Genomic DNA, 24,158 nt, shown 5'->3' on the forward strand with positions numbered 1-24,158 from the left:
TTTCGATCTTTTCGAACTTGTGGCTCGTTTTTCAACGTATCCATATTGGTTCTTTCGCTTTGCTTCTGCCGTCTTCAGAAGTCATTCTTTCCGGCGGCCCTTGGCGCTCAAGTATAATACCATATCCCGACACGTTTGGCAACCCCTTTTTTCACTTTTTTCGTTTCTTTTTGCGTCTTTGACTTTTTGACTAGTTTTTCAACTGCAATTTACACGTTCCTTGACGTGGAAGCTGCGGCGACCTCAGAGACCATTTTCTCTATATAATATGGTATTGTTCCATCCAAACTTCCAGAGAAGTATACACCGCCGTGGATATTACGCCCCGGAATGCAAACACTTTCCTTGCACAGTTTGTCAAGAGCTTTGGCCCCAAATTTTGCTCCAAGATTCTCGGCTCAATTTTGGCGAAACCGCCAAAACACAAAATGTAGTGGTTTCTCCATTGACATATCACTAAATAGTGATATCATAGAATCACATCAATTGAACGCATCCCAAGACTGCTTTGCGGGTGCCTCTTGCGAAAGAGGCACCCGTTTGAACTGCACACAGATAGAACGACGGAGGAACACTATGAAGATCATCAAGCGCAACGGTTCGGAAGTTCCATTTGATATCACCAAGATCATCACTGCGGTCACCAAGGCCAGCGATTCGGTCAGCCGCAAGAGCAGCCTGACCCAGGAGCAGATCCTGTCCATCGCCAACGATGTCACGGAGCAGTGCCAGGCGCTGAACCGTGCCGTGAGCGTGGAAGAGATCCAGGACATGGTGGAAAACAAGTTGATGGACATTCAGGCCCACGATGTAGCCCGCCATTATATCACCTATCGTTATGTGCAGAGCCTGAAGCGCCAGACCAACACCACCGACGAGCGCATCCTCAGCCTGATCGAGTGCCAGAACGAGGAAGTCAAGCAGGAGAACGCCAACAAGAATCCCACCGTGAACAGCGTCCAGCGTGACTATATGGCTGGTGAGATCTCCAAAGACCTGACCGCCCGCCTGCTGCTGGACCCGGAGATCGTCAAGGCACACAATGAGGGCCTGATCCACTTCCACGATTCCGACTACTTTGCGCAGCACATGCACAACTGCGATCTGGTCAACCTGGAGGATATGCTGCAGAACGGCACCGTGATCTCCGGCACCTATATTGAAAAGCCCCACAGCTTTTCCACCGCCTGCAACATTGCCACCCAGATCATTGCGCAGGTGGCATCCAACCAGTACGGCGGCCAGAGCATCAGCCTGACCCATCTGGCTCCCTTTGTGGATGTCTCCCGCAAGAAGATCGCCGCTGAAGTCGAAGCGGAGATGGAAGGGCTGGACGTTACCCCGGAGCGCAAGAAGGAGATCGTGGAGCGCCGCCTGCGCAACGAGATCAACCGCGGTGTCCAGACCATCCAGTATCAGGTCGTGACCCTGATGACCACCAACGGTCAGGCCCCCTTCATCACCGTGTTCATGTATCTGGGAGAAGCCCGCAACGCACAGGAAAAGGCCGACCTTGCCATCATCATCGAGGAGACCATCCGTCAGCGCTATCAGGGCGTGAAGAACGAGGCCGGTGTCTGGATCACCCCCGCCTTCCCCAAGCTGATCTATGTGCTGGAAGAGGACAACATCCGCCCCGGCACTCCTTATTATTACCTGACCGAATTGGCTGCCAAGTGCACTGCCAAGCGGATGGTGCCCGACTACATCTCTGAGAAGAAGATGCTCGAGCTCAAGGTGGACAAAAATGGCGAAGGCCACTGCTACACCTGCATGGGCTGCCGCAGCTTCCTGACTCCCTATGTGGACCCCGAGACCGGCAAGCCCAAATACTACGGCCGCTTCAATCAAGGTGTTGTCACCATCAATCTGGTGGATGTAGCCCTTTCTTCCGGCGGCAACTTCGAGAAGTTCTGGAAGATCTTTGACGAACGTCTGGCTCTCTGCCACAAGGCACTGCAGGCCCGCCATCAGCGCCTGATGGGCACCCCCAGCGATGCCGCCCCCATTCTGTGGCAGTACGGCGCACTGGCCCGCCTGAAGAAGGGCGAGAAGATCGACAAGCTGCTCTTTGGCGGCTATTCCACCATCAGCCTGGGCTACGCTGGTCTGTATGAGTGCGTGAAGTATATGACCGGCAAGAGCCACACCGATGCCGGTGCCAAGCCTTTTGCCCTGAGCGTGATGCAGCACATGAACGACAAGTGCACCGAGTGGAAGAAGGCCGAGAATATGGATTACTCTCTCTACGGCACCCCGCTGGAATCCACCACCTACAAGTTTGCCAAGTGCCTGCAGAAGCGGTTCGGCATCGTGCCCGGCATCACCGATAAGAACTATATCACCAACAGCTACCACGTCCATGTTTCGGAGCCCATTGATGCCTTCACCAAGCTCAAGTTTGAGAGCGAGTTCCAGAAGCTGTCCCCGGGCGGTGCCATCAGCTATGTGGAAGTGCCCAACATGCAGGACAATCTGGAGGCCGTGATAAGCGTGCTGCAGTTCATCTACGACAACATCATGTATGCCGAGTTGAACACCAAGTCCGATTACTGCCAGTGCTGCGGCTACGATGGAGAGATCAAGATCGTTGAGGATGACGGCAAGTTGGTGTGGGAGTGCCCCAAGTGCGGCAACCGTGACCAGAACAAGCTGAACGTTGCCCGCCGCACCTGCGGTTATATCGGCACCCAGTTCTGGAACCAGGGCCGGACACAGGAGATCAAGGATCGGGTGCTGCATCTGTAACCCTCTCAGTCAACGCTTCGCATTGACAGCTCCCCCGAGAGGGGGAGCTTTTTATATGGAGTTTTATCTATGAATTACGCAACAATTAAGTATTACGACATTGCCAACGGGCCGGGGGTGCGCACCAGCATCTTTGTTTCGGGCTGCAGGCACCACTGCCCGGGCTGCTTCAACGAGGTGGCATGGGATTTCGGGTACGGTCAGCCTTTCGACAAGGCTGTGCGCAACGAGATCTTTGCATCCTGCCAGCCCGACTATATTGCAGGCATCTCCCTGCTGGGTGGTGAGCCTTTTGAGCCGGAGAATCAGCGGGAGCTGCTGCCCTTTGTCCGCAGCTTCAGGGCGCTGTACCCGGATAAGAGCGTCTGGTGCTATTCCGGTTACACCTGGGAGCAGCTGACCGGCAGTGTTCCCTGCCCGGCCCGCTGTGAGGTCACCGATGAGCTGCTGAGTCTGCTGGATGTTCTGGTGGATGGCCGCTTTGTGGAAGCCCTGCACGATATCTCCCTGCGCTTCCGGGGCAGCTCCAACCAGCGGCTTCTGGATGTGCCCAAAAGCCTTGCCGCAAAGGCCCCCGTCTGGTGGGAGGACGAAAAAGTCTTTGCGACACACACCATGTAAAGAAAACCGCAAATAACCAGAAATGCCGCCCTGAGCTTTTTACGGCTCAGGGCGGCATTTCCGGTTTTGGGAATATAATCAGTGAATGGCTTGATTGGTTAGCATCCTCACCCTCTCCGTCATTGCTTGCGCAATGCCACCTCCCCTAGTAAGGCAACGACGACGACCGCCGCCAGTGGCGGAAGCAGGGAGGAGTTGTTGGGGCAGCGGCCAGCAGGACGCAAGTGCAAAACCTTGCACGATGCGGACGCTGGGAGCCGCAACCCGTACGCTGTCGCCGCAGGCGACTGAGAGGTTGTACGAAGGATATCTTACCCCTTCATCTCCTGCGCCTTATTCCAAGTCTGGATAACTTCCCAGCGGCTCACAGAAGCGTCTGCGGCCTTATCGGCGGAGATGAGCTGGTTCTCGATGGCCCAAGTCAGAGCCTTCTGTTCATCGGTGGCATCGGGAGCCATCACAGCGGCAGGGGCAGGCTTTCCGGCTTCAGTCCAGACCAGCTTTGCCAGTTCGGCGGTGTTCTGCGGGATGGCCACACCATCGGGCAGGACAGTGTTCAGATACAGCTCGGTGCCGATCATGTAGCCGGTATAACCAACCACAGCAGCGCCCACACCGGCGGTTGCCACCATGGCAACGGTGCCCAGAACGTTGGGTTCCTCGGGCTGGTCGGCCATCCGGTACATCGCACGGATGCTCAAAGTCTGTGCAGGCATCTTGAAGCTTGCAGTGGCGGCATGGGAATCAAAACCGCCCTCTTCCAGCGTCAGAGCCACATCCGCAGGGGAAATCTCCCAGCGGTCGAACACCATGCCCTCCGGGGCATCGGCAGCGGTCAGCTTGACGGTATCGCCTGCCTTGGCAGAGGTGATCTCTGTGCCGTCGGCATTGGTGGCGGTGCCATCGGTCAGGCTCATCCGGTAGTAGCCTTCCTTGACCTGTGCGGTCAGGGTAACGCTCCACTCGTCGTCGCCGTTCAAGGTCAGGTCAAATGCAGTGGTATTGCCCACCTGCTTGGTGATTGCTTCTTCATAGCTCGGGTCGGCAGTGACTTCCCAGCCGGTCCAGGAGGTTGCATCTGCTTCCACGTTCAGGGTCTGGTTGCCCACAACGCCCACCAAGCCGGAGATGCCGTTGGCGGTGCAGTTGTTCAGAGTGACCCAGCTGAGTTTAATGTCGGGCTGATTGTCGAAGCTTGCATATCGTGAAAAAATACCGCCATTAGTAAATCCGTAATTTTTAGTAACAGTATTATCTGGATTTGTTTTGGATACAGAGGCATTTGAATAGCGATCGGTAAATGTACCATTATTTACTGTGCCATAATTGCTTACGCTGAAATTAAATATACCGTCATCGATAGTTCCGAAGTTTCTTACAGAAGTATTAAATTTCCCACCCTCAATCTTGCCGGTTTCTTCGTTTCTAAGAGTGCCCTCAGACGGATTTTCAGAGATAAAAATACCCCCATTGATGATGCCGAAATTTTTGATATTCCAATCGACCTCTGTATTTCCTAAATCAACGATACTATCAGTACCATCATCACACTTCTCTTTAATGGTTAAAGTGTTTGTATTAGAATTATAAATCCACCCATCATGTTCGCTACCAGAGTAAAGTTCGCCGTCTTTATCCACGGGAACTATTTTGCCATCAACAAGACCAATCGTATTCTCCGAAAGCGGAACCTTATCAACAGCGGCCTCAATATAGATATTTCCTGTATCAGGCACTGTAACCTGAAGCGTCTTATCATCAATTTTAATAATATAAGGAGAAAGGCTTTCGTCATAATTCCAATTACGGAATGTCTTGGAAGTAGCGATAACTTTGAAAGTATGGGGCTGATTCTTACCTACCATATAAACACTTTCATTAAAGACAACATCCTCCGGAAGGTTAGGAATCACCGGAATAATCGAGCATCCGGGTGCTTTCAGATACTGATATGTCGTCGATGTAAAATTATCCGGAAGCTGGCAAATCAGACCACCGGTAAGCGTTCCCTTTGTCATTTCAAAGCTTCCGTAGACAATTCCATTCTCGAACTCTGTGTTATCAGATACAGTAGAAGTGTAATTCTTGATATATCCACCTTTCACTATTCCAGATGAACGTGCATCGATCGATTCGAATTGTCCATTCTCAATCGTTGAAAAGTTATAAACACATTTCTGAAAGATGCCATCTTTGATTATTCCAGCTTGGTTGCGAACCTCACATGGGATAGTATTTGGCACTTCAGCATTGACTTCATTAGGATCAAAAGTAGCAGTGAAATTTAATTTATATGATGACGCATCACTACCTGACCATGACCAATTATAGGCATGATCAACAATGATCATACCATTAACCGCATTTTTCCCTTTGGTATCCGGCTGGTCACCAATAAAACTAAGATGATTCACATACGTAGGTTTATCTGCCGCAAACGCCGCCGTGGGCAGCATTGTCAAAGCCATGCCAACGGCCAGAATGGCGCTGACAAGTCGTTTGAGTTTCATTGTGATTCCTCCTTTAGAGTCTACCCCAAATGTGTATTGCACCCACCGCAAACGTAAAAAAGCGCCGCACCTGCCCCGAAAGGCTGGTGTGGCGCTGTGGATGTACTTCTTGGGAAGTGCAGCTGGTTGCCCGGTCTGGGCCCTTTAGCTTTGCGTCGCAGCCTTCCGGCTGGTTTGCCAATTCTTCTGTTTTGCGGGGGTGCTCTTGCACATCCTATTATACCCCCCCCCCCTACATATAAATCAAGTGTTTTTGTCATGTTCGGAATATGTTACAAATATAGTCTATTTTTTAGTGTAGTTTGACTGGGATGGGGGGTGGCCCTCTCCGTCATTGCTGCGCAATGCCACCTCTCCCTTCGGGAGAGCTGTCGAGCGATAGCGAGACTGAGAGGGTGAGGCCGTCAAAGAGTGACGAAACCAGAAATGCCGCCCGAGCTTTTCAGCCCAGAGCGGCATTTCCGGTTTTTCCTTTCTGTTTTATGTTACCTTGAACTTACCATATCCTCAATGACACTCAGGAACTCCTGCCCATAGCGGGCGGCCTTTTTCTCGCCCACACCGGGGATATTGAGCAGTTCCTCCACGCTCAGGGGCTTTTTCAGCGCCATCTGGCGGAGGGTGGAATCATTGAACACCATATAGGCAGGGAGCTTCTGCTTTGCGGCCAGCCGCTTGCGCAGGGCATAGAGGGCAGCCAGCAGCTTCTCGTCCGCTTCGCTGAGGGCATCTTCGTCGGCACGGCGGCGGGAGGCCGAGGCCAGCCGCTTTGCACTGGCTGCGGCACGCTGGCGGGCCTGTGCCGCCTGCTCCTCCACCTGTTCGGCAGCCTGTGCTGCCAGCAGACAGTTGGAACAGTTCTCGCACTTCTGGGGCGCGGCCTCGCCGAAGTAGCTCAGCAGATACCCCCGCAGGCAGCGCAGCGTGGTGGAGTAGAAGGTCATGTATTTGAGCCGTTCCTCTGCCTTGCGTGCCGCTTCGGCCTTGACATCCGCAGGCAGGCCGTTGTCAGCCTCCATCTCCTTGTCGATGAAGAACCGGATGGTGCGCACATCGGTGCCGGAATAGAGCAGGGTGCAGCGGGCTGGCTCCCCGTCACGGCCCGCGCGGCCCGCCTCCTGATAATAGCTCTCCAGATCCTTGGGCATATTATAATGGATGACGAACTGGACGTTTGGCTTATCGATGCCCATGCCGAAGGCATTGGTCGCCACCATGATCTGCACCCGGTCATAGAGGAAATCGTCCTGATTCTGCCGCCGGGTATCCGCATCCAGTTTGGCGTGGTAGGCTGCCGCACGGATTCCCCGGCTCTGCAGCAGGCGGGTGGTCTCGTCCACCTGCCGGGTGGTACTGCAATAGATGATGCCCGCATTGTCCCGCTCCCTGAGCACAAGGTCGAGCAGAACTTTGGGCTTCTCGCTGGGCAGGGCCCTGCGGGTGGCAAAATAGAGGTTGGGCCGGTCGAAGCTGGTGGTCACCTCGTAGGGGGTGTGGAGTTCCAGATGGGTGCGGATGTCCTCCCGCACATGGGCCGTGGCGGTGGCCGTAAAGGCTCCCACCACCGGGCGCTTGGGCAGGCTGTCCACAAACGCCCTGATGCGCAGGTAGCTGGGGCGGAAGTCCTGCCCCCACTGACTGATGCAGTGGGCCTCGTCCACCGTGACCATGCTGATCTCCCGCTCCTGCGCAAACCGCTGGAAGCCCGGCATCTCCAGCCGCTCCGGAGCCACATAGATGATCTTATACCACCCCTCCCGGGCGCGGCGGAGCATCAGGGCCTTCTGGTTGTCCGTCAGGCTGTTGTTCAGGAAAGCTGCCGCCACACCGGCCTGTACCAGCGCCCCCACCTGATCCTTCATCAGGCTGACCAGCGGCGAGACCACGATGGTGATGCCCGGCAGCAGCAGGGCCGGCACCTGATAGCAGATGGACTTGCCCGCACCTGTGGGCATCACGGCCAGCACATCCTGCCCGGCCAGCAGGCGGGAGACGATCTCCTCCTGCCCCGGGCGGAAGCTGTCGTAGCCAAAGACTTTTTTCAGAATACTATGCGGACTTTCCATGGTTCCTCCTATCCATACAAAACCGCTCCGTCATTGCTTCGCAATGCCACCTCTCCTAGTAGGAGAGGCAAGTCTTGGCTCCCCTACCAGGGGAGCTGGACGCAAAGCGGCCTGAGAGGTTTATAACCCAATCAGTATACCACAACTCCCCGGATAATTGTAAAACATCTCTGACATTTCCCACGTTCGATAGCATTTCCTGCACAAAAATGCTATAATATGAGTACATATCTCCATCCCGGCCCCTGCCTTGTGCATCTGCCGGAAAAGAGCAAAGGAGTATTTTGTATGGCTCAGAAATTGATCACCTTCGCCGTCCCGTGCTACAACTCGGCGGCATATATGCGCCACTGCATCGAGACCCTGCTCTCCGCCGGGGAGCAGGCCGAGATCATCCTGGTGGACGATGGTTCCACCAAGGATGACACCCCCGCTATCTGCGACGAGTACGCCGCCAAATATCCCACCATCGTCAAGGCCATCCATCAGGAGAACGGCGGCCACGGCGAGGGCGTGAATCAGGGCATCCGCAACGCCACCGGCCTGTATTACAAGGTAGTGGACAGCGACGACTGGCTGGACGAAGCAGCCCTCAGGACCGTGCTGGCCAAGCTGAACACGCTGACTGCCCGGGGCACCGCGCCTGACCTGATGATCTGCAACTATGTCTACGAGCACGTGGAGGACAACACCAGCCATACCGTGCGCTACACCAACGTGTTCCCCCAGAACCGACTGTTCAGCTGGACGCATGTCGGCCACTTCCGGCCCGACCAGAACCTGCTGATGCACTCGGTGATGTACCGCACACAGGTGCTGCGGGACTGCGGCATGGTGCTGCCCAAGCACACCTTCTATGTGGACAACATCTTTGTCTACCAGCCCCTGCCCTTTGTCAAGAGCATGTATTATATGGATCTGGACCTGTACCGCTACTTCATCGGCCGGGCCGACCAGAGCGTGAACGAGAGTGTGATGGTCAAGCGGGTGGATCAGCAGCTGCGGGTGACCCGCCACATGATCGACTGCCAGGACCTGGATGCCCTCAAGGGCCAGAAGAAGCTGCGCAGCTATATGCTGCACTACCTCTCCATGATGATGGCCATCAGCGACATCTTCCTTCTGCTGGACGGCAGTGCCGCCGCCAAGCAGAAGGAGAACGAACTGTGGGCCTACCTCAAGGCACACACCAGTGCCGGGGTCTACCGCTCCATCCGCTACGGCTTTGGCGGCGTGACCAACCTGAAGATCCCCAAGGGCGACAAGCTCGTGCTGGGCGGTTACCGCCTTGCACAGAAGATTTTTAAATTCAATTAACAAATGTTGCTTTTCCTCCTCAGATAAGATATACTTTTTAACGTATCTTAATTCCTGAGGAGGATCTTATTTTATGGAGCAATTGCTCATTTGCATGTCCCTTTCGCTCATTGCCGGCCTGTTGGCATCCCGTGCAGCGAAAGCGGTCCGTCTGCCGGCTGTCACCTCTTATCTGGTGGCGGGGCTTCTGCTGGGCCCCTTCTTTCTGGGTCGGCTGGGCCTGAGCGGCTGGGGCTTCGGCTTCGGGAGCCTTGCACAGGTCGAGAGCTACGGCATCATCACACAGGTGGCACTGGGCTTCATCGCCTTTGTCATCGGCAACGAGTTCCGGCTCAGCGCGTTGGAGAGCATGGGCAGGCAGGCGGTCACTGTGGGCATCCTGCAGGCCGTTATCACCACCGTGCTGGTGGATATCGCTCTGGTGGCCCTGCACTTTGCCCGGCCGGATGTCATCTCAATGGCATCGGCCATCACGCTGGGTGCCATCGCCTCTGCCACAGCCCCTGCCGCCACCCTGATGGTGGTCAAGCAGTACAAGGCAAGCGGTCCCCTGACCCGCCTGCTGCTGATGGTGGTCGCCATTGACGATGCCGTGGGTCTGGTGCTCTTCTCGGCCTCTTTCGGCATCGCAAACGCGCTGGAACAGGGCCGCATCGACCCCATCAGCATCCTTCTGGAGCCTCTGGTGGAGATCGTACTCAGCCTGGGTCTGGGCGCGCTGGCCGGTCTGCTGCTCAACCAGCTGGAGATCTACTTCCACTCCCGCTCCAAGCGCATGAGCCTTTCGGTGGCCTTTGTGCTGCTGGCGGTGGGCCTTTCCATGGTCAGCTTTAAGGTCGGCCCCATACACTGCAGCTTCTCGCTGCTGCTGGTCTGCATGATGACCGGCACCGTGTTCTGCAACATCTGCCCCACTTCCGATGAGCTGATGGACCGCCTGGACCGCTGGGTAAGCCCGGTGAACATCCTGTTCTTCGTGCTGTCCGGCGCGGAGCTGGATCTGAACATCCTCGCAAACCCCATGGTCCTGCTCATTGGTGCCGTCTATATCGCTTCCCGCTCTCTGGGCAAGATCTCCGGCTCCTATGTCAGCTGCAAGGCCACCCGCTGCAGCGAGAAGATCCAGAAGTATCTGGGCATCACCCTGCTGCCGCAGGCCGGTGTGGCACTGGGCATGGCCGCCGAGGCTGCCGAGCTTTCCGACGGCCACATGGTGCGCAACGTGGTGCTCTTCTCGGTGCTGGTGTACGAGCTGGTCGGTCCGACCCTGGCCAAGCTCAGTCTGACCGCCGCAGGCGAGATCATTCCCGAGGGCCGCACGAGCGCCCGTACCACCAACAAGCCGGAGGAGCCGGTCAGTGTGGACTGATCTCCCCCATCCGCCTCACCGCAGGTAACGGAGCGTTCCTACACTACAAAAGCCGCTGCACAGTTGTTACGCTGTGCAGCGGCTTTCTGTTTGCTCTTTATTTCAGCACGATCTCATCGTTCTCAGCATCCACGGTCAGGGTGGAGCCGGAAACAAGGGTGCCGTCGATGATCTTTTCAGCGGCGGGGTCCTCCACAGCCTTGCGGATGGTCCGGCGCAGGTCACGGGCACCAAACTTGCCGCCCTGGCTCTTGTGCACCAGCGCTGCCAGTGCCGCCGGGGTATAGCTGTAGGCAATGCCCTTGGCCTCCATGCTGGGCTTGTACTCGTCCAGCATCAGGGCGGCAATGCCCTGCAGGGTCTCCTCGCTCAGCGGCTTGAAGGTGATGACCTCATCCACGCGGCCCAAAAACTCGGGGCGGAGGAACTGGCTCAGTGCCTTGCGGCTCTTCTCCTCGTTCCGCTCCTCCTCGCTGCGGTTGAATCCCAGACTTGCGGTGGTCTGGTCGCTGCTGCCCGCATTGGAGGTCATGCAGATGACAGTGTTGGAGAAATCCACGGTGCGGCCCTGGGCATCGTTGATCTTGCCCTCGTCCAGGATCTGCAGCAAGATATTCATCACATCGGGGTGGGCCTTTTCGATCTCATCGAACAGCACCACGCTGTATGGGCGGCGGCGGACCTTTTCGGTCAGCTGACCCGCCTCCTCGTAGCCTACATAGCCCGGAGGGGAACCGATCATGCGGGACACCGCGTACTTCTCCATATACTCGCTCATATCCAGCCGGATCAGGGGGTCGGGGCCGTCAAAGAGCTGGTTTGCCAGCTGCTTCACCAGCTCCGTCTTGCCCACGCCGGTGGGCCCCACAAAGATGAAGCTGGCCGGACGGCGGCGGCCCGAAAGGTCGGCGCGGCTGCGCTTGACCGCCTGCGCCACCAGATGCACGGCATCGTCCTGACCGATGATCTTCTTTTTCAGCTCGGTCTCAAGGCTGGCGAGCTTTGCATACTCGGTCTCCCGGATCTTCACCGCCGGGATGCCCGTCCACAGCTCAATGACCTTGGCCACATCGTCCATGGTCACCTGGATCTCCCCGGCCGCAGCCTGCTTGGCGGGCAATTCCCGCTCCAGCTGTGCCATCCGGGTCTTGCGCTCTGCCACACGCTCGTAATCGATGGGCTCGTTCACATCGGCGTTTTCCATGTCGGCCTCTTCCTGCTTGAGGGCCTCCAGTTCCTTCTGCATGGTCAGGTACTCGGAGATGACCGGGTGGGCCAGATTGCAGCAGGCACAGGCCTCGTCCAGCAGGTCGATGGCCTTGTCGGGCAGGTAGCGGTCGGTGATATACCGCTCGCTCAGGGTCACGGTGGCGTTCAGCACATCGGCGGGCACCTGCACATGGTGGTGCTCCTCGTAGTAGTGCTTGATGCCGCCCATCACGGCCAGCGTATCAGCAACGCTGGGTTCCTCCACCCGCACGGGCTGGAACCGGCGCTCCAGCGCCTGGTCCTTCTCGATATACTTGCGGTACTCGTTGAAGGTGGTGGCACCGATGACCTGGATCTCGCCGCGGGAGAGGGCGGGCTTCAGGATGTTGCCCGCATTCATGGCACCCTCGCTCTCACCTGCAGAGGTAATGGTGTGGATCTCGTCAATGAACAGGATGACGTTGCCCGCCGCCTTGACCTCGCTCAGCAGGCCCTTGACCCGCTGCTCGAACTGGCCGCGGAACTGGGTGCCTGCCACAAGGCTGGTCAGGTCGAGCAGGAAGATCTCCTTATCCTGCAGCCCTGCCGGCACCTGCCCCTTGGCAATGCGCTCAGCAATGCCCTCGGCAATGGCGGTCTTGCCAACGCCCGCCTCACCAATGAGGCAGGGGTTGTTCTTCTGGCGGCGGCTCAGGATCTGGATGGTGCGGTAGATCTCCCGGTCGCGGCCGATGATATCATCCAGCTTCCCCTCCCGGGCTTTGCGGGTCAGGTTCTCGCAGTAGGTATCCAAAAACTTGCGGCGGGGCGGCTTTTTCTCATTTTTGCCCGCCTTCTTTTCGTTTTTACCGTTCTGGGCACCGCCGTTCACCCCCAGCGGGAAGGTGGCGCTGGAACCGGGCACAAGGTCGCCGTCCTCCTCGCTCTGGTCCGGCTGGCCCATGCCCATCATCATGGAGAAGGGGTTCATGTTGCTCATGTCCCCCATCTCCTGCATCATGTTTTCCATCCGGTCTTCCATGGCATCCATGTCCTCATCAGACATACCAAACTGCTTCATCAGATCATCGACCGGTTTGATGTGCATCTCCCGGGCACAGTGCAGGCAGTACCCCTCGTTTTTCATCTGGCCATTTTCCATCCGCTGGACAAAAATAATGGCAGGCCGCTTCTGGCATCGAATGCAGACCATTGTTCCTCCTTTTCCCTCCCCGCTCAGACAAACGGGTTGAACACATTGAATACTTTATAGTAAAGGCTGCCGCTCATCACCGTGTCGTTGAGCATGGTGAGGTTGCCGCCGGTGATCACAATGAGCGCCCAGACCACGCAGAGCACCAGATAGATGTCCACAAGGCTGGCAATGCCGCCCACGCCCCAGCCCAGCCAGTGGTTCACTGCACCGATCACGGGCAGCTTGTTCACCAGCCCCAGCACCGTGACCAGCAGGCTGACCAGCATCCGCAGCAGGGCAAACGCCACAAAGAACAGCACCAGCGAGATCACCGGGGTCAGCAGCGGAGCCAGCACCTTCTGGACGATGGTATCCGCCAGCACAACGGCGTTGTCATTGAGGACGGCAGAGATGGAGCGCTCGCAGGCATCCACGATGGATGCCCGGAACGCCTCGGGCAGAAAGCCCGCGTACCGCTGGGCAATGCCATCCAGACTGACGGCTCCCCCGGCGGCGATATTGGCAGCGATCTGGTCCCGGAAGCTTCCGGCGAGGAAGCGCTCGAACACCTGCCCGGCTGCCCAGCCTGAAAAAGCTCTGGCACCGAACAGGCTGATGAGGCTGCCCGTCAGCTGCACCACCGAGGCAAGAAAGCCTTTGCGGGCATACCGGACGGCCAGCACCAGCCAGACCACCGTACATAGGATATCAAAAATAAATGACGGATTCTTGAACATACGTTTAACCTTATTCCGAACTGGCTCACCCTCTCAGTCACGACTGCCGTCGTGCCAGCTCCCCCAAAGGGGGAGCCAATGCTTCTGACAGGGGAAGCCACAAAATAAATTGCACTCTTTTTCCTCAAAGCCGCAATTGCCTCTCCCTTTGGGAGAGGTGGCAATGCGCAAGCATTGACGGAGAGGGCTATTCAGCGGGTGCTTCCAACTTCTGCACCGTGTTGCCGCTGAACAGCAGCAGATCCTTGCTGTTGGCCAGCAATGCCTGCGGGCTGGTGTCAAGGTTCTGGCTCCACTGCTGGGTGCCGGATGCATCAAAGCACTCCACGGCGTTATCGGCCAGCAGATAGAACAGGTTCCCCGCCCGGACAATGGAATTTGCCGCCGAGACAGCAGCGCTGAACTGGACGTTCAGGTTTTTGTCCAGCGTCACAGCCTGAGAGACCTGCCCCGATGCCAGCAGCAGAGCCACATTGCCTGCCGCGTCCACCGAAACATCCTTCAGCTCCGTGCCCGCAAAATCATAGACCGCACGCTCGCCGCCGCCCGCATTGTAGAGCACGGCCCTGGTATCGTAGACAGCCAGGATCGTGGAAGCAGAGGTCCACCCCAGCCACTGGGGCACGCCGCCCTGATTCACCAGACTGACGGGATCGCCCGATGCCAGATTGATGAGGTAGAGGTTGGTCATCACCTGTCCCCCGCTGACGGTGACGGCTGCCGCCGCCAGCTTCCGGCTGTCGGGGGAAAAGGCCATCCGCAGGGGGGTGCCGTCGTTGGAGGTCATGCTCCAGCTGAGCTGCTGCTCCATGGAGGGGCTGTATACCAGCAGCTTCGCCATGCTGGTCTGGTCCTCCGTGACCACAGCCAGCGTGCCGTTGTCCGACATGGCACAGAGGAAAATGCTGTTTTCCAGCTGCTTGGTGTAGAGGTTCTGGGTACGGCTCTCCACCCGCAGCTCGTTTCCGGAGCGGTTGTAGAGGACAAAGCGGGTCTTGCCCGCGGCCAGCGCCGGGCGGGCATAGCCGCTCTGGATGCTGTTCAGCTTTTTGCCGGTGCGCGACCAGACCACACAGCCCTCGTCCCCCAGCTCCACAAAGCTGCCGGTCAGGGGGGCCATCTGCTCCAGCTCGGCCACACCGGTCTGCTGGGGCCAGCCGGAGCCGGGCAGCAGGGCAATGCGGGCCGTATCGGTCAGATCCTTCAGGGCTGCCACCGAGCTGCCCGCGATGCCGGTGGCAAACAGCACCACCGCCGTCAGCAGCACCAGCAGCACCGCCGTGCGGCGGATGCGCCGGTTCCGCACACGCTGGCGGGCAGCTTCCAGATATTCGACCCGCCCTTCCGAAAGCGGCTCGTCACTCTCCGGACGGTTGCGATTTTTTCTCATAGGTCGTAGTCCACCTTCTCCAAAAATAGCCCCTTCGCGGGCAGCGTTGGCCCGGCCTGGCTGCGGTCCCGGCTGGCAAGGATGCCGGGAATGGCATCGGGCTGCATCCGGCCCGCACCCACCTCACACAGGGTGCCTGCCAGAATGCGCACCATGTTATAGAGGTAGCCGTCCGCCGTCACCTCAATGTCCACCTCGTCGCCCTTCCGGGTTACATGGCAGTCGGTGATGGTGCGCACGGTATCTCCGTGGGCGGCAGCAGAGGAACCCGCCGCGCACAGGGCCAGAAAATCGTGCTTTCCCACAAACTGTTCCGCCGCCCTCTGCATGGCATCCACATCCAGCCGCCGGGGCACCCGGGTGTAATATTTTTCATCAAAAGGCGAATCGATGGGGTGGTTGTGGATGCGGTACAGGTAGGTCTTGGTATGGGCGGCATAGCGGGCGTGGAACTCCTCCGGCACCACCCGGGCGCACAGCACCCGGATATCCGGGGGCAGGTGCTGGTTGATGGCCAACGGCAGCTTTTCGGGGGGGATGCGGGTCTCCGCGTGGAAGTTTAGCGCAAAGCCCAGCGCATGGACCCCGGCATCGGTGCGGCTGCACCCCTTGATATCGGGGCGGCTGTGGAGCACCGCTTCCAGCCCATCCTGAAAGGTCTGGGCCACGCTCCGCCCGTTGGGCTGCACCTGAAAGCCGCAGTAGTTGGTGCCGTCGTAGGCAAGGGTCAGTAAATAGTTCATGGAACTCCTTCCGTCACGGCTTTGCCGTGCCACCTCCCTCAAAGAGGGAGGCTATAAGGCCCCCTCCTCGAGGGGGCTGTCGCCGCAGGCGACTGGGGGAGTTTTTAAAAATTCGGGAACACCAGTCTCGAGCTCAGGATCACCATAAAGCAGACGATGCACACCGCCAGATCGATATAATCCTGCCGGGTGCAGCGCAGCACCTTCAGGCGGGTGCGGCCATCACCGCCGCGGTAGCAGCGGCACTCCATGGCCATGGCCAGCTCATCGGCGCGGCGGAAGGCCGAGATGAACAGCGGGATGAGCACCGGCACCAGCGCCTTGACGCGCTCCATCATGGAGCCGTTGTCCAGCATGGCACCACGGGCTTTCTGGGCGTTCATGATCTTGTCGGTCTCTTCGATCAGGGTCGGGATAAACCGCAGGGCAATGCTCATCATCATGGCCAGCTCGTGCACCGGGAAGTGCAGCCTGCCCAAAGGCTTGAGCAGCTGCTCGATGGCATCTGTCAGCACAATGGGGCTGGTGGTATAGGTCAGCAGGCTGGTGCCCGCGATCAGTGCCATCACGCGCACCGCCATCAGGATGGCATAGCGCAAGCCCTCGGCGTAGATGTTCAACACCCAGAAATGCACCAGCGGCTCGCCCTCGCCCGAAACAAAGAAGAGGTTGAGCACCGCGGTAAAGAGGATGATGGGCAAAATGGGCTTCAGGCTCTTGGTGATGAGCTTGAAGGGGATCTTCGCCACGCCGTACATGGCCACAAGGAACACAATGGACAGCGTCAAACCCAGCGGGTTGGAGGCGGCAAACAGCAGGATGATGTAGACGATGGTCAGCACCAGCTTCATGCGGGGGTCAAACTTATGCACAAGGCTGTCGCCCGGGAAGTGCTGGCCGATGGTGATATCTCTCAGCATGTGGCAGCGCCCCCCTTCTTTGCATCCACACGGGGCAGTACAAGGCTTTCGCCTGCATCCCGACGCTTCTTGGCTTCCAAAATCATCTTGACGGCATAGGGCACAGTGTAAACATCCGCCGGAACATCCACCCCCATCTCCCGCAGCTTGAGGAAGATCTTTGTGACCTGCGGCACGCTCAGGCCCAGCGCCAGCAGCTCGGGCGCACGGGCGAACACGTTCTCCACGGTGTCATACATGGCGATCTTCTTGTTGCTCATCACCAGCACACGGTCGGCGTACTTGGCAATATCCTCCATGCTGTGGGAAACCAGCAGCACGGTGGTGCCGGTCTTTTTGTGGTACTCCTTGACCTCAGACAGGATCTCGTCCCGGCCCTCGGGGTCCAGACCGGCGGCAGGCTCATCCAGCACCAGAATGCGGGGCTTCATGGCCATCACACCCGCCACGGCCACCCGGCGCTTCTGGCCGCCGGACAGCTCAAAGGGGCTGCGCTGCAGCAGCGCCTCATCCAGGCCAACAAAGTCCGCTGCTTCATGCACCCGCCTGTCGATCTCGGCCTCGTCCAGCCCCATGTTTCTGGGGCCAAAGGCGATATCCTTATAGCAAGTCTCCTCAAACAGCTGGTACTCCGGGTACTGGAACACCAGACCGGTGAGGAAACGGAATTCCCGAATCTTTTCCGGCTCGGCCCACAGGTCGCGGCCATCGATGATGATGTGGCCGCTGGTGGGCTTGTTCAGGCCGTTCATGTGGGTGATCAGGGTGCTCTTGCCGGAACCGGTGGCACCGATGATGCCCACAAAGTCTCCCTCTTCCACCTCAAAGCTCACGTCATCCAGCGCGGTGACGGCATTGGGCATTCCCGGGTTATAGACATAACTCAGGTGATCTACTTTGATAATGCTTCCCATCTTCCGTCCCCTCCCTTACTTCAAAAGCTCATACAGAGCCTGTGCGCACGCGCCGGTGTCAATGATGCCCTCGGGCATGGGGATGCCGGCCTTGACCAGCTCATCCCGCAGCTCGGCAGCCTGCGGCACATCCAGCCGCAGGGCGCGCACCTTTTCGGTCTGGCTGAACACCTCTTTCGGGGTTCCTTCCATGACCACATTGCCCTTGCTCATCACCAGCACGCGGTCGGCCTGAGCAGCTTCTTCCATATAGTGGGTGATGGACACCACCGTGATGCCCATGTTCTTGTTCAGATGGTGGATGGTCTGCATCACCTGCTCCCGGCCCCGGGGATCAAGCATGGCGGTGGCCTCGTCCAGGATCAGGCAGTCGGGCCGCATGGCGACCACGCCCGCAATGGCAACGCGCTGCTTCTGGCCGCCGGACAGGTTGTGGGGCGCACGCTCCCGGTACTCGTAGATGCCCGCCATCTTCATCGCTTCATCCACGCGGCGGCGCATCTCTTCCGGCGGCACGCCCAGATTTTCCAGCGCAAAGGCGACATCTTCCTCCACCACGGTGGCAACGATCTGGTTGTCCGGGCTCTGGAACACCATGCCCACGGTCTGGCGGATATCGTAGATCTTGTCCTCGTCTTTGGTGTCCACCCCCTCCACCAGCACAGTGCCGCTCTCCGGCAGAAGGATGGCGTTGAAGTGCTTGGCCAGCGTGGATTTTCCACAGCCGTTAGCCCCCAGCACTGCCACAAATTCGCCCCGCTTCACCTCAGCCGACACGCCGTTCAGGGCGTAGTCCGGCTGTTCCGGGTCATAGCGGAACTTCAGATCTTTCGCAGTTAAAATCGTTTCTTCCATAGGTTTTCTCTTTCCGGTGGTGCGCCCTTCTCAAAAGGGCTGTACCCCATTCTATTGAAATTGATTGCTTATTTATTTTTAGCGGCCTCGCCCTCTCCGTCATCGCTGCGCGATGCCACCTCTCCCAAAGTGAGAGGCCTTGGCAGTACGGCAAACTTTCCGGTTTTGCCAAGGGCTCCCCCTTTGGGGGAGCTGCTGAGCAACGCGAAGCTGAGAGGGCGAGCCCGTTTACCTCTTTTATTCTTCCCAAATGGCCGTTGCGCCGCAGGGCACAACGCCGCCGGTGGCGGAAACGGGCAGGCCGATCTCATCACAGCTGGTCTTGCCGCCAAAGCGGGGCACCAGCGTGGTCTTGAGCATATACTCCATGACCGCGGGGGACAGGCCGGTGGTGTAGCTGTTGACCGCAAAGAAGAGGGGCGTATCGCTCAGCACTTCCTCGCACTGGCTGATGAGCTCGTAGATGCAGTCCTCCAGCTTCCAGATCTCGCCGCCGGGGCCGCGGCCGTAGCTGGGCGGGTCCATGATGATGCCATCGTAGGTGTTGCCCCGGCGCTTTTCCCGGGCCACGAACTTGGCGCAGTCGTCCACCAGCCAGCGGATGGGCCGGTCCGCCAGACCGCTGGCCACGGCGTTGTCCTTGCCCCACGCTACGATGCCCTTGGAAGCATCCACATGGCAGACAGTAGCGCCCGCAGCGGCACAGGCCAGCGTTGCGCCGCCGGTGTAGCCAAACAGGTTCAGCACCTTGACAGGGCGGCCTGCCGCGCGGATCTTTCTGGCGTACCAGGCCCAGTTGACGGCCTGCTCCGGGAACACGCCGGTGTGCTTGAAACCGGTGGGGCTGACGATGAGGGTCAGCTTGTCCTCGCCCTCACCGCAGGAGATCTTCCACTTCTCAGGCAGACGGCGGCGGTACTCCCACTCTCCGCCCCCCTGATTGGAGCGGTGGTAAATGGCATCGGCCTTGGCCCAGAGCGGGCTCTGCTTCTCGGTTTTCCACACCACCTGCGGGTCGGGCCGGATGAGGATGGTCTCTCCCCAGCGCTCCAGGCGGTTGCCGCCGGTGGCATCCAGCAGCTCGTAATCTTTCCAACTATCTGCAGGGCGCATAAGCGTCCTCCTTTCTCTCTTCAAACGGCTCAGAACAGGCTCTGCTGGCCGTTGTCCTCCGGGCTTCCGGTCTCGGGGGCTTTCAGGCCCAGGTGCTCATAGGCAAGGCGGGTGGCACAGCGGCCCCGGGGGGTGCGGGTCAGAAAGCCCATCTGCATCAGGTAGGGCTCACACAGGTCCTCCAGCGTCACGGCCTCCTCGCCCAGCGCCGCCGCCAGAGTTTCCAGGCCCACAGGGCCGCCGTTGTACATCTCAATGATGGCGCGGAGCAGGCTGCGGTCCAGCTCGTCCAGACCCAGCGCGTCCACGTCCATCCGCTTCAGGCTCATCAGGGAAACGTCCCGGTCGATGATGCCATCCCCCAGCACGGTGGCAAAGTCGCGGACACGCTTCAAGAAGCGGTTTGCCACACGGGGGGTGCCCCGGCTGCATTTGGCCAGCTCGTAAGCGCCCTCCGGGGTGATGGGCTGGTCGAGGATGCCCGCCGAGCGCTGGATGATCCGGCTCAGCTCATCGGGGCTGTACAGCTCCAGCTTGAGCAGCACACCGAAGCGGTCCCGCAGGGGGCCGGTGATCTGGCCCGCACGGGTGGTAGCGCCCACCAGCGTGAAGCGGGGCAGGTTGATCCGGATGCTCTGGGCGCTGGGGCCCTTGCCGATCATAATATCCAGCGCGTAATCCTCCAGCGCCGGGTAGAGCACTTCCTCCACCTGCCGGGACAGGCGGTGGATCTCATCAATGAAGAGCACGTCGCCCTCCTGCAGATTGGTCAGCAGGGCGGCAAGGTCGCCGGGCTTCTCAATGGCAGGGCCGCTGGTGATGCGGATCTGCACCCCCATCTCGTTGGCGATGATGCCCGCCAGCGTGGTCTTGCCCAGGCCCGGGGGGCCATAGAGCAGGATGTGATCCATGGGCTCGCCGCGCCGCTTGGCGGCTTCCAGATAGATTTTCAGGTTCTGCTTGACCTTGTCCTGTCCGATGTAGTCCTCCAGATGCTGCGGACGGAGACTGTTTTCCTCGTTGTCCGCCGCCGTTAAGCTGGGCTGCATCATTTTTGCGCCATAGAGCGCGGTTTCGTCCTGCATGGATTACCTCCTGCCTGCCATGCCCCGCAGGGCCAGCTTGATGATCTCTTCCACGGGAAGGCTTGCGTCGATCTTGGAAATGGCCAGGGCTGCTTCGCTCTGGCTGTACCCCAGCGACACCAGCGCCGCAATGGCCTGCCCGGCTCCCTGTGCGGCGGGGGCGGCAGTGGCCGCGCCCACATCCTCGAGGTTGATGCCATCCACAAAGCCCTTTGCCACCTTATCCTTCAGCTCCAGCACGATGCGCTGGGCCAGCTTGGGGCCTACGCCGGATGCCGCCTTGAAGGCCTTGTGGTCGCCCGCCGAGATTGCCAGCGCCACCCGGTCAGGCTCCATGACGCTGAGAATGGCAAGGCCCACCTTGGGGCCCACACCGGAAACGGCAGTCAGCAGCTCAAAGCAGCTCTGCTGCTCCTCAGTGGCAAAGCCGTACAGGCTGATGTCATTTTCGGTCACGCTCATCACGGTGTAAAGGGTGGCTTCCCGGCCCACCCCGGGCAGTGCGCCCGCAACGCTGGTCGGGCACTGTACATAGTAGCCCACCCCGCCGCAGCTCACCACCACAGCGTTCAGGGTCTTTTTGATGATTTTTCCGGATAGACTGTAAATCATAGTTTTCCTCCAGCAGCCTTCCCCTCTCAGTCTCGCATTCGCTCGCCAGCTCCCCCAAAGGGGGAGCCAAAGCATCGAATTGGGCGGCTGCTACTATACCAAAAGCCGCGATTGCCTCTCCCTTCGGGAGAGGTGGCAATGCGCAGCATTGACGGAGAGGGCTCAGATCGGCCCAACGCCCCTTCTTGCAAAGCGGTTCAGCTGGTTGCCGTTGGTATGGCAAAAGGTGATGGCCATGGCCAGTGCATCGGCGGTATCATCGGGCTTGGGCACAGCAGGCAGATGCAGCAGGATGCGGGTCATCTCCTGCACCTGCTTTTTCACGGCCTTGCCGTAGCCGGTAACAGCCTGTTTCACCTGCATGGGGGTGTACTCGTAGATGGGGATGCCCGCCTGCGCCGCCGCCAGCAGGATGACCCCGCGGGCCTCGGCCACGCCGATCACGGTGGTCTGGTTGTGCTGGTAGAACAGCTTTTCGATGGCAAGCACCTCGGGCTGTGTCCGCTCAATGACCTCCCGGATGCCGGTGTAGACCTCGTCCAGCCGCTGCTCAAACGGCACCCCGGCATCGGTGCACACAGCCCCGAAATCCACCGGTGCAAACCGGTTGCCCGCATAGTCCAAAACGCCCCAGCCCACGATGGCGTAACCCGGGTCGATGCCCAAAACTCTCATTCTGCGATACCTTTCCTATTATAATCAATGTATTATACCACAAACCGGCGTTCAGGGCAACGGAAACGCCTTGAGTCGGTTTACAAAATGTGCGCTGGGCGGCTGATTTTCCATCCACAGTAAACCAGGCATCAAAAAGTTTGCAGAATTTTCAAAAAAGGGCTTGCTTTTTGCCCGGCGGTATGATATCATAATCAAGCTGATTGCGGCACAAACAGAATATGGACGGTTAGCTCAGCTGGTAGAGCATCTGCTTGACGTGCAGGAGGTCACAGGTTCGAGTCCTGTACCGTCCACCAAACAGTTCGTACTCGAACCCGATTCTTTATGAGAAAGGGTTCGGGTACGTTTTTTGTTTATCGGAGGTTCTGCGGAAGGACTACTCGGAACGGTAAACGAGCAAAGGCAGGGTATCATCGTGGTGATGGTATCCTGCCTTTTGTTTTGCGGGATCAAGGTCGCTTTGTGCGAACTTGATCGTCCCCCTATATGGCGCGTTTGGGGGTAATCGCTGCGTACGTCCGTACATGGCCGGTACGCACGTACGCAGAAAAAAGGGAAAGTTCTGACATATAGGGGTGTTCTTTCAGCTGGTAGTATGGTATACTCGGCTCAACAAATCGGAAGTTAACGGTATGTAAAAGACCTTTGACACACGGAAAACACAGATGTCAATGTCCTTTGATTGCGAAAATACAATCTTTTGATTAGTATGAGTATGCAAGGAGGTGAAGAGATGGAACTCGGAAAGCAAATAAAAAAATATCGCCAAGAGTTACAACTGTCTCAAGAGGAGTTAGCCGATCATGTTTATGTTTCAAGGCAAACAATCTCAAATTGGGAAAATGACAAAAGCTATCCAGATGTAACCAGCTTGGTATTACTGAGTGAAATCTTTCAAATCTCACTTGATAAACTAATCAAAGGAGATATTGATACTATGAAAGAAGTAATCAAACAAGAGGAAATCAAAAAACTCAATCACTATGGCGCAATCTATACGGTTTTTCTCGTTATTGCTGTTATTTCGGCAGCTCCGTTATTTTACATTGGTAATAAATGGGCATTGATCCTTTGGTGTGTCATTGCTTTAGCTGCCATGTATTTTGCAGCAAAGGTTGAACGAATAAAAAAGGACAATGATGTTCAAACATATAAAGAAATCGTAGCATTTTGTGAAGGTAAAAGGCTGGATGAAATCCAGAGCGCCAGAGAATACGGCAAACGTCCTTATCAAAAGGTTTTATGGTTTATCGGAAGTGCTGCAGTAGGAGCAATCGTTAGTTATGTATTGAGTCTTTTGCTGCAATCATTTTGATAACGACACTCAATAAATCTTATAATTTGGAAAGGAATGTATAATGAAAAATAAAAAAGATGATAAGCCTCACTATTTACCGACTTTTATGAGCATAGGAATTTCTATCGGTGCGGCTATTGGTGTAGTAACCAACAATATTCCACTCTATATGCTTGTCGGTTTAGCGCTTGGTGTAGGCATAGGGTCTGCTCTCGATGGTCAAAATCGAAATAGGGAAAGTGATGAATCTCAAAAGGATAACGAAGAATAATCAACCAACTAAATTCCCGTTTGTCGTAACCTCAGAAGCAGGGTTTGGGGCAGGTACGCCCCAACAAGAACACTTCAAAAACGCGGGAGCGTCGCAGAAGTGCAGTCCCGGAAGGGCACAACATTTTCAAGAATTGAGAATTTGTGGCCACGGGACGATTCTTGCCCTCACGTTTTTGGGAAAAGGAGTTTTTATGGATATCGAAGTCAAACGAATGTCCCCTACTGCTGTTGAAATGCTTGACCAACTCAGTGCAGTCTGCAAACGGTTCGGCGTCGATTACTATGCAGCCTCCCAGAATCAGCGTGATCTGCTGGACAGCATTGCCCTGCAGGAATACCAACTGAAAAAAGCACACGAACAAGGGCTGAAGCGTTCCGAAGTGCCGCCGTTTCTTGGTTTGAAGCGCTCTGACCGCAGCAATGATATGCCCGCCTGAAGGTTCGACTGCCGTTGACAATGCTCCACTCGTGAAAAAGAACCATCGACTTCGGTCGGTGGTTCTTTTTGTTTTGCTGGCGCTTTGCGG

Annotated in this window: 21 protein-coding genes, 1 tRNA gene and 1 riboswitch; of the genes, 9 read left to right on the plus strand and 13 right to left on the minus strand. The window is 57.5% G+C overall.

Annotated elements, in window-relative coordinates; all coding sequences use genetic code 11:
• The 3 genes from J3353_RS13370 to nrdG form a co-directional block, all read left to right on the plus strand.
• A partial coding sequence (locus tag J3353_RS13370; protein ID WP_207685046.1) for a hypothetical protein occupies positions 1 to 182 on the plus strand: 182 nt, incomplete at its 5' end.
• 394 nt (positions 183 to 576) lie between these two features.
• Positions 577 to 2,748, plus strand: a complete 2,172-nt coding sequence (nrdD, locus tag J3353_RS13375; RefSeq protein ID WP_005934848.1) for an anaerobic ribonucleoside-triphosphate reductase — start codon at positions 577 to 579, stop codon at positions 2,746 to 2,748.
• A gap of 69 nt (positions 2,749 to 2,817) precedes the next feature.
• Complete coding sequence (gene nrdG / locus J3353_RS13380) at positions 2,818 to 3,369, plus strand: anaerobic ribonucleoside-triphosphate reductase activating protein (protein ID WP_207685047.1); 552 nt, start codon at positions 2,818 to 2,820, stop codon at positions 3,367 to 3,369.
• Between the two features lie 311 nt (positions 3,370 to 3,680).
• On the opposite strand, the gene J3353_RS13385 is transcribed toward nrdG, so the two are convergent.
• Entirely contained in the window at positions 3,681 to 5,879 is a 2,199-nt protein-coding gene (locus J3353_RS13385) for a hypothetical protein (protein WP_207685048.1), read from the minus strand.
• Positions 5,880 to 5,993: 114 nt separating this feature from the next.
• Positions 5,994 to 6,068: riboswitch (cyclic di-GMP riboswitch) on the minus strand.
• 296 nt (positions 6,069 to 6,364) lie between these two features.
• Positions 6,365 to 7,945, minus strand: coding sequence for an ATP-dependent DNA helicase RecQ (locus J3353_RS13390; RefSeq protein ID WP_207685049.1), 1,581 nt, complete (start codon positions 7,943 to 7,945; stop codon positions 6,365 to 6,367).
• Positions 7,946 to 8,233: 288 nt separating this feature from the next.
• Between J3353_RS13390 and J3353_RS13395 the strand changes: the two genes are divergently transcribed.
• Together J3353_RS13395 and J3353_RS13400 are read left to right on the plus strand one after the other, a co-directional pair.
• Positions 8,234 to 9,262 (plus strand): glycosyltransferase family 2 protein, encoded by a 1,029-nt coding sequence (locus tag J3353_RS13395; protein WP_005934856.1) that lies wholly within the window; start codon positions 8,234 to 8,236, stop codon positions 9,260 to 9,262.
• Positions 9,263 to 9,335: 73 nt separating this feature from the next.
• Positions 9,336 to 10,631, plus strand: a complete 1,296-nt coding sequence (locus J3353_RS13400; RefSeq protein WP_207685050.1) for a cation:proton antiporter — start codon at positions 9,336 to 9,338, stop codon at positions 10,629 to 10,631.
• 97 nt (positions 10,632 to 10,728) lie between these two features.
• On the opposite strand, the gene J3353_RS13405 is transcribed toward J3353_RS13400, so the two are convergent.
• From J3353_RS13405 to ruvC, 11 genes are all read right to left on the minus strand, one after another.
• A complete protein-coding gene (locus J3353_RS13405) occupies positions 10,729 to 13,032 on the minus strand; it encodes an ATP-dependent Clp protease ATP-binding subunit (RefSeq protein WP_207685051.1) in 2,304 nt (767 codons plus the stop codon).
• A gap of 23 nt (positions 13,033 to 13,055) precedes the next feature.
• The gene (locus J3353_RS13410) at positions 13,056 to 13,751 is read right to left on the minus strand and encodes a hypothetical protein (RefSeq protein WP_097771269.1); all 696 of its coding nucleotides are present in this window, start codon (positions 13,749 to 13,751) and stop codon (positions 13,056 to 13,058) included.
• A 187-nt stretch (positions 13,752 to 13,938) separates the two neighbouring features.
• Positions 13,939 to 15,141 carry a DUF5711 family protein gene (locus tag J3353_RS13415; RefSeq protein WP_005934860.1) on the minus strand — a complete coding sequence of 401 codons (1,203 nt, stop codon included), beginning with the start codon at positions 15,139 to 15,141 and terminating at the stop codon, positions 13,939 to 13,941.
• Positions 15,138 to 15,884: a tRNA pseudouridine(38-40) synthase TruA gene (gene truA / locus J3353_RS13420; protein WP_207685052.1), complete on the minus strand. Its 747-nt coding sequence runs from the start codon at positions 15,882 to 15,884 to the stop codon at positions 15,138 to 15,140. Before truA ends, J3353_RS13415 begins: the two co-directional genes overlap by 4 nt.
• A 104-nt stretch (positions 15,885 to 15,988) precedes the next feature.
• A complete protein-coding gene (locus tag J3353_RS13425) occupies positions 15,989 to 16,804 on the minus strand; it encodes an energy-coupling factor transporter transmembrane protein EcfT (protein ID WP_207685053.1) in 816 nt (271 codons plus the stop codon).
• Positions 16,798 to 17,718 (minus strand): energy-coupling factor transporter ATPase, encoded by a 921-nt coding sequence (locus tag J3353_RS13430; RefSeq protein ID WP_005934863.1) that lies wholly within the window; start codon positions 17,716 to 17,718, stop codon positions 16,798 to 16,800. The genes J3353_RS13425 and J3353_RS13430 overlap by 7 nt, the downstream gene beginning before the upstream one ends.
• Positions 17,719 to 17,733: 15 nt before the next feature.
• Positions 17,734 to 18,573, minus strand: coding sequence for an energy-coupling factor transporter ATPase (locus J3353_RS13435; protein ID WP_207685054.1), 840 nt, complete (start codon positions 18,571 to 18,573; stop codon positions 17,734 to 17,736).
• 237 nt (positions 18,574 to 18,810) lie between these two features.
• Positions 18,811 to 19,686: a class I SAM-dependent methyltransferase gene (locus J3353_RS13440; RefSeq protein ID WP_005934865.1), complete on the minus strand. Its 876-nt coding sequence runs from the start codon at positions 19,684 to 19,686 to the stop codon at positions 18,811 to 18,813.
• A gap of 29 nt (positions 19,687 to 19,715) precedes the next feature.
• Positions 19,716 to 20,771, minus strand: a complete 1,056-nt coding sequence (ruvB, locus tag J3353_RS13445) for a Holliday junction branch migration DNA helicase RuvB (protein WP_097771273.1) — start codon at positions 20,769 to 20,771, stop codon at positions 19,716 to 19,718.
• A gap of 3 nt (positions 20,772 to 20,774) precedes the next feature.
• Entirely contained in the window at positions 20,775 to 21,383 is a 609-nt protein-coding gene (ruvA, locus tag J3353_RS13450) for a Holliday junction branch migration protein RuvA (RefSeq protein WP_207685055.1), read from the minus strand.
• Positions 21,384 to 21,545: 162 nt separating this feature from the next.
• The gene (gene ruvC / locus J3353_RS13455) at positions 21,546 to 22,058 is read right to left on the minus strand and encodes a crossover junction endodeoxyribonuclease RuvC (protein WP_005934868.1); all 513 of its coding nucleotides are present in this window, start codon (positions 22,056 to 22,058) and stop codon (positions 21,546 to 21,548) included.
• Positions 22,059 to 22,281: 223 nt separating this feature from the next.
• On the opposite strand from ruvC, the gene J3353_RS13460 reads away from it, so the two are divergent.
• The 4 genes from J3353_RS13460 to J3353_RS13475 all read left to right on the plus strand — a co-directional run bounded on the left by J3353_RS13460 (position 22,282) and on the right by J3353_RS13475 (position 24,068).
• Positions 22,282 to 22,357: transfer RNA gene (locus tag J3353_RS13460), tRNA-Val, on the plus strand.
• A 437-nt stretch (positions 22,358 to 22,794) separates the two neighbouring features.
• The gene (locus tag J3353_RS13465; RefSeq protein WP_117505945.1) at positions 22,795 to 23,376 is read left to right on the plus strand and encodes a helix-turn-helix domain-containing protein; all 582 of its coding nucleotides are present in this window, start codon (positions 22,795 to 22,797) and stop codon (positions 23,374 to 23,376) included.
• Positions 23,377 to 23,419: 43 nt separating this feature from the next.
• The gene (locus tag J3353_RS13470) at positions 23,420 to 23,629 is read left to right on the plus strand and encodes an AtpZ/AtpI family protein (protein ID WP_117477165.1); all 210 of its coding nucleotides are present in this window, start codon (positions 23,420 to 23,422) and stop codon (positions 23,627 to 23,629) included.
• Positions 23,630 to 23,822: 193 nt separating this feature from the next.
• Positions 23,823 to 24,068, plus strand: coding sequence for a hypothetical protein (locus J3353_RS13475; protein ID WP_154277454.1), 246 nt, complete (start codon positions 23,823 to 23,825; stop codon positions 24,066 to 24,068).
• Positions 24,069 to 24,158: the final 90 nt, after the last annotated feature.

The organism is Faecalibacterium sp. Marseille-Q4137 (genome assembly GCF_017377535.1).
Lineage (GTDB): Bacteria > Bacillota > Clostridia > Oscillospirales > Ruminococcaceae > Faecalibacterium > Faecalibacterium duncaniae.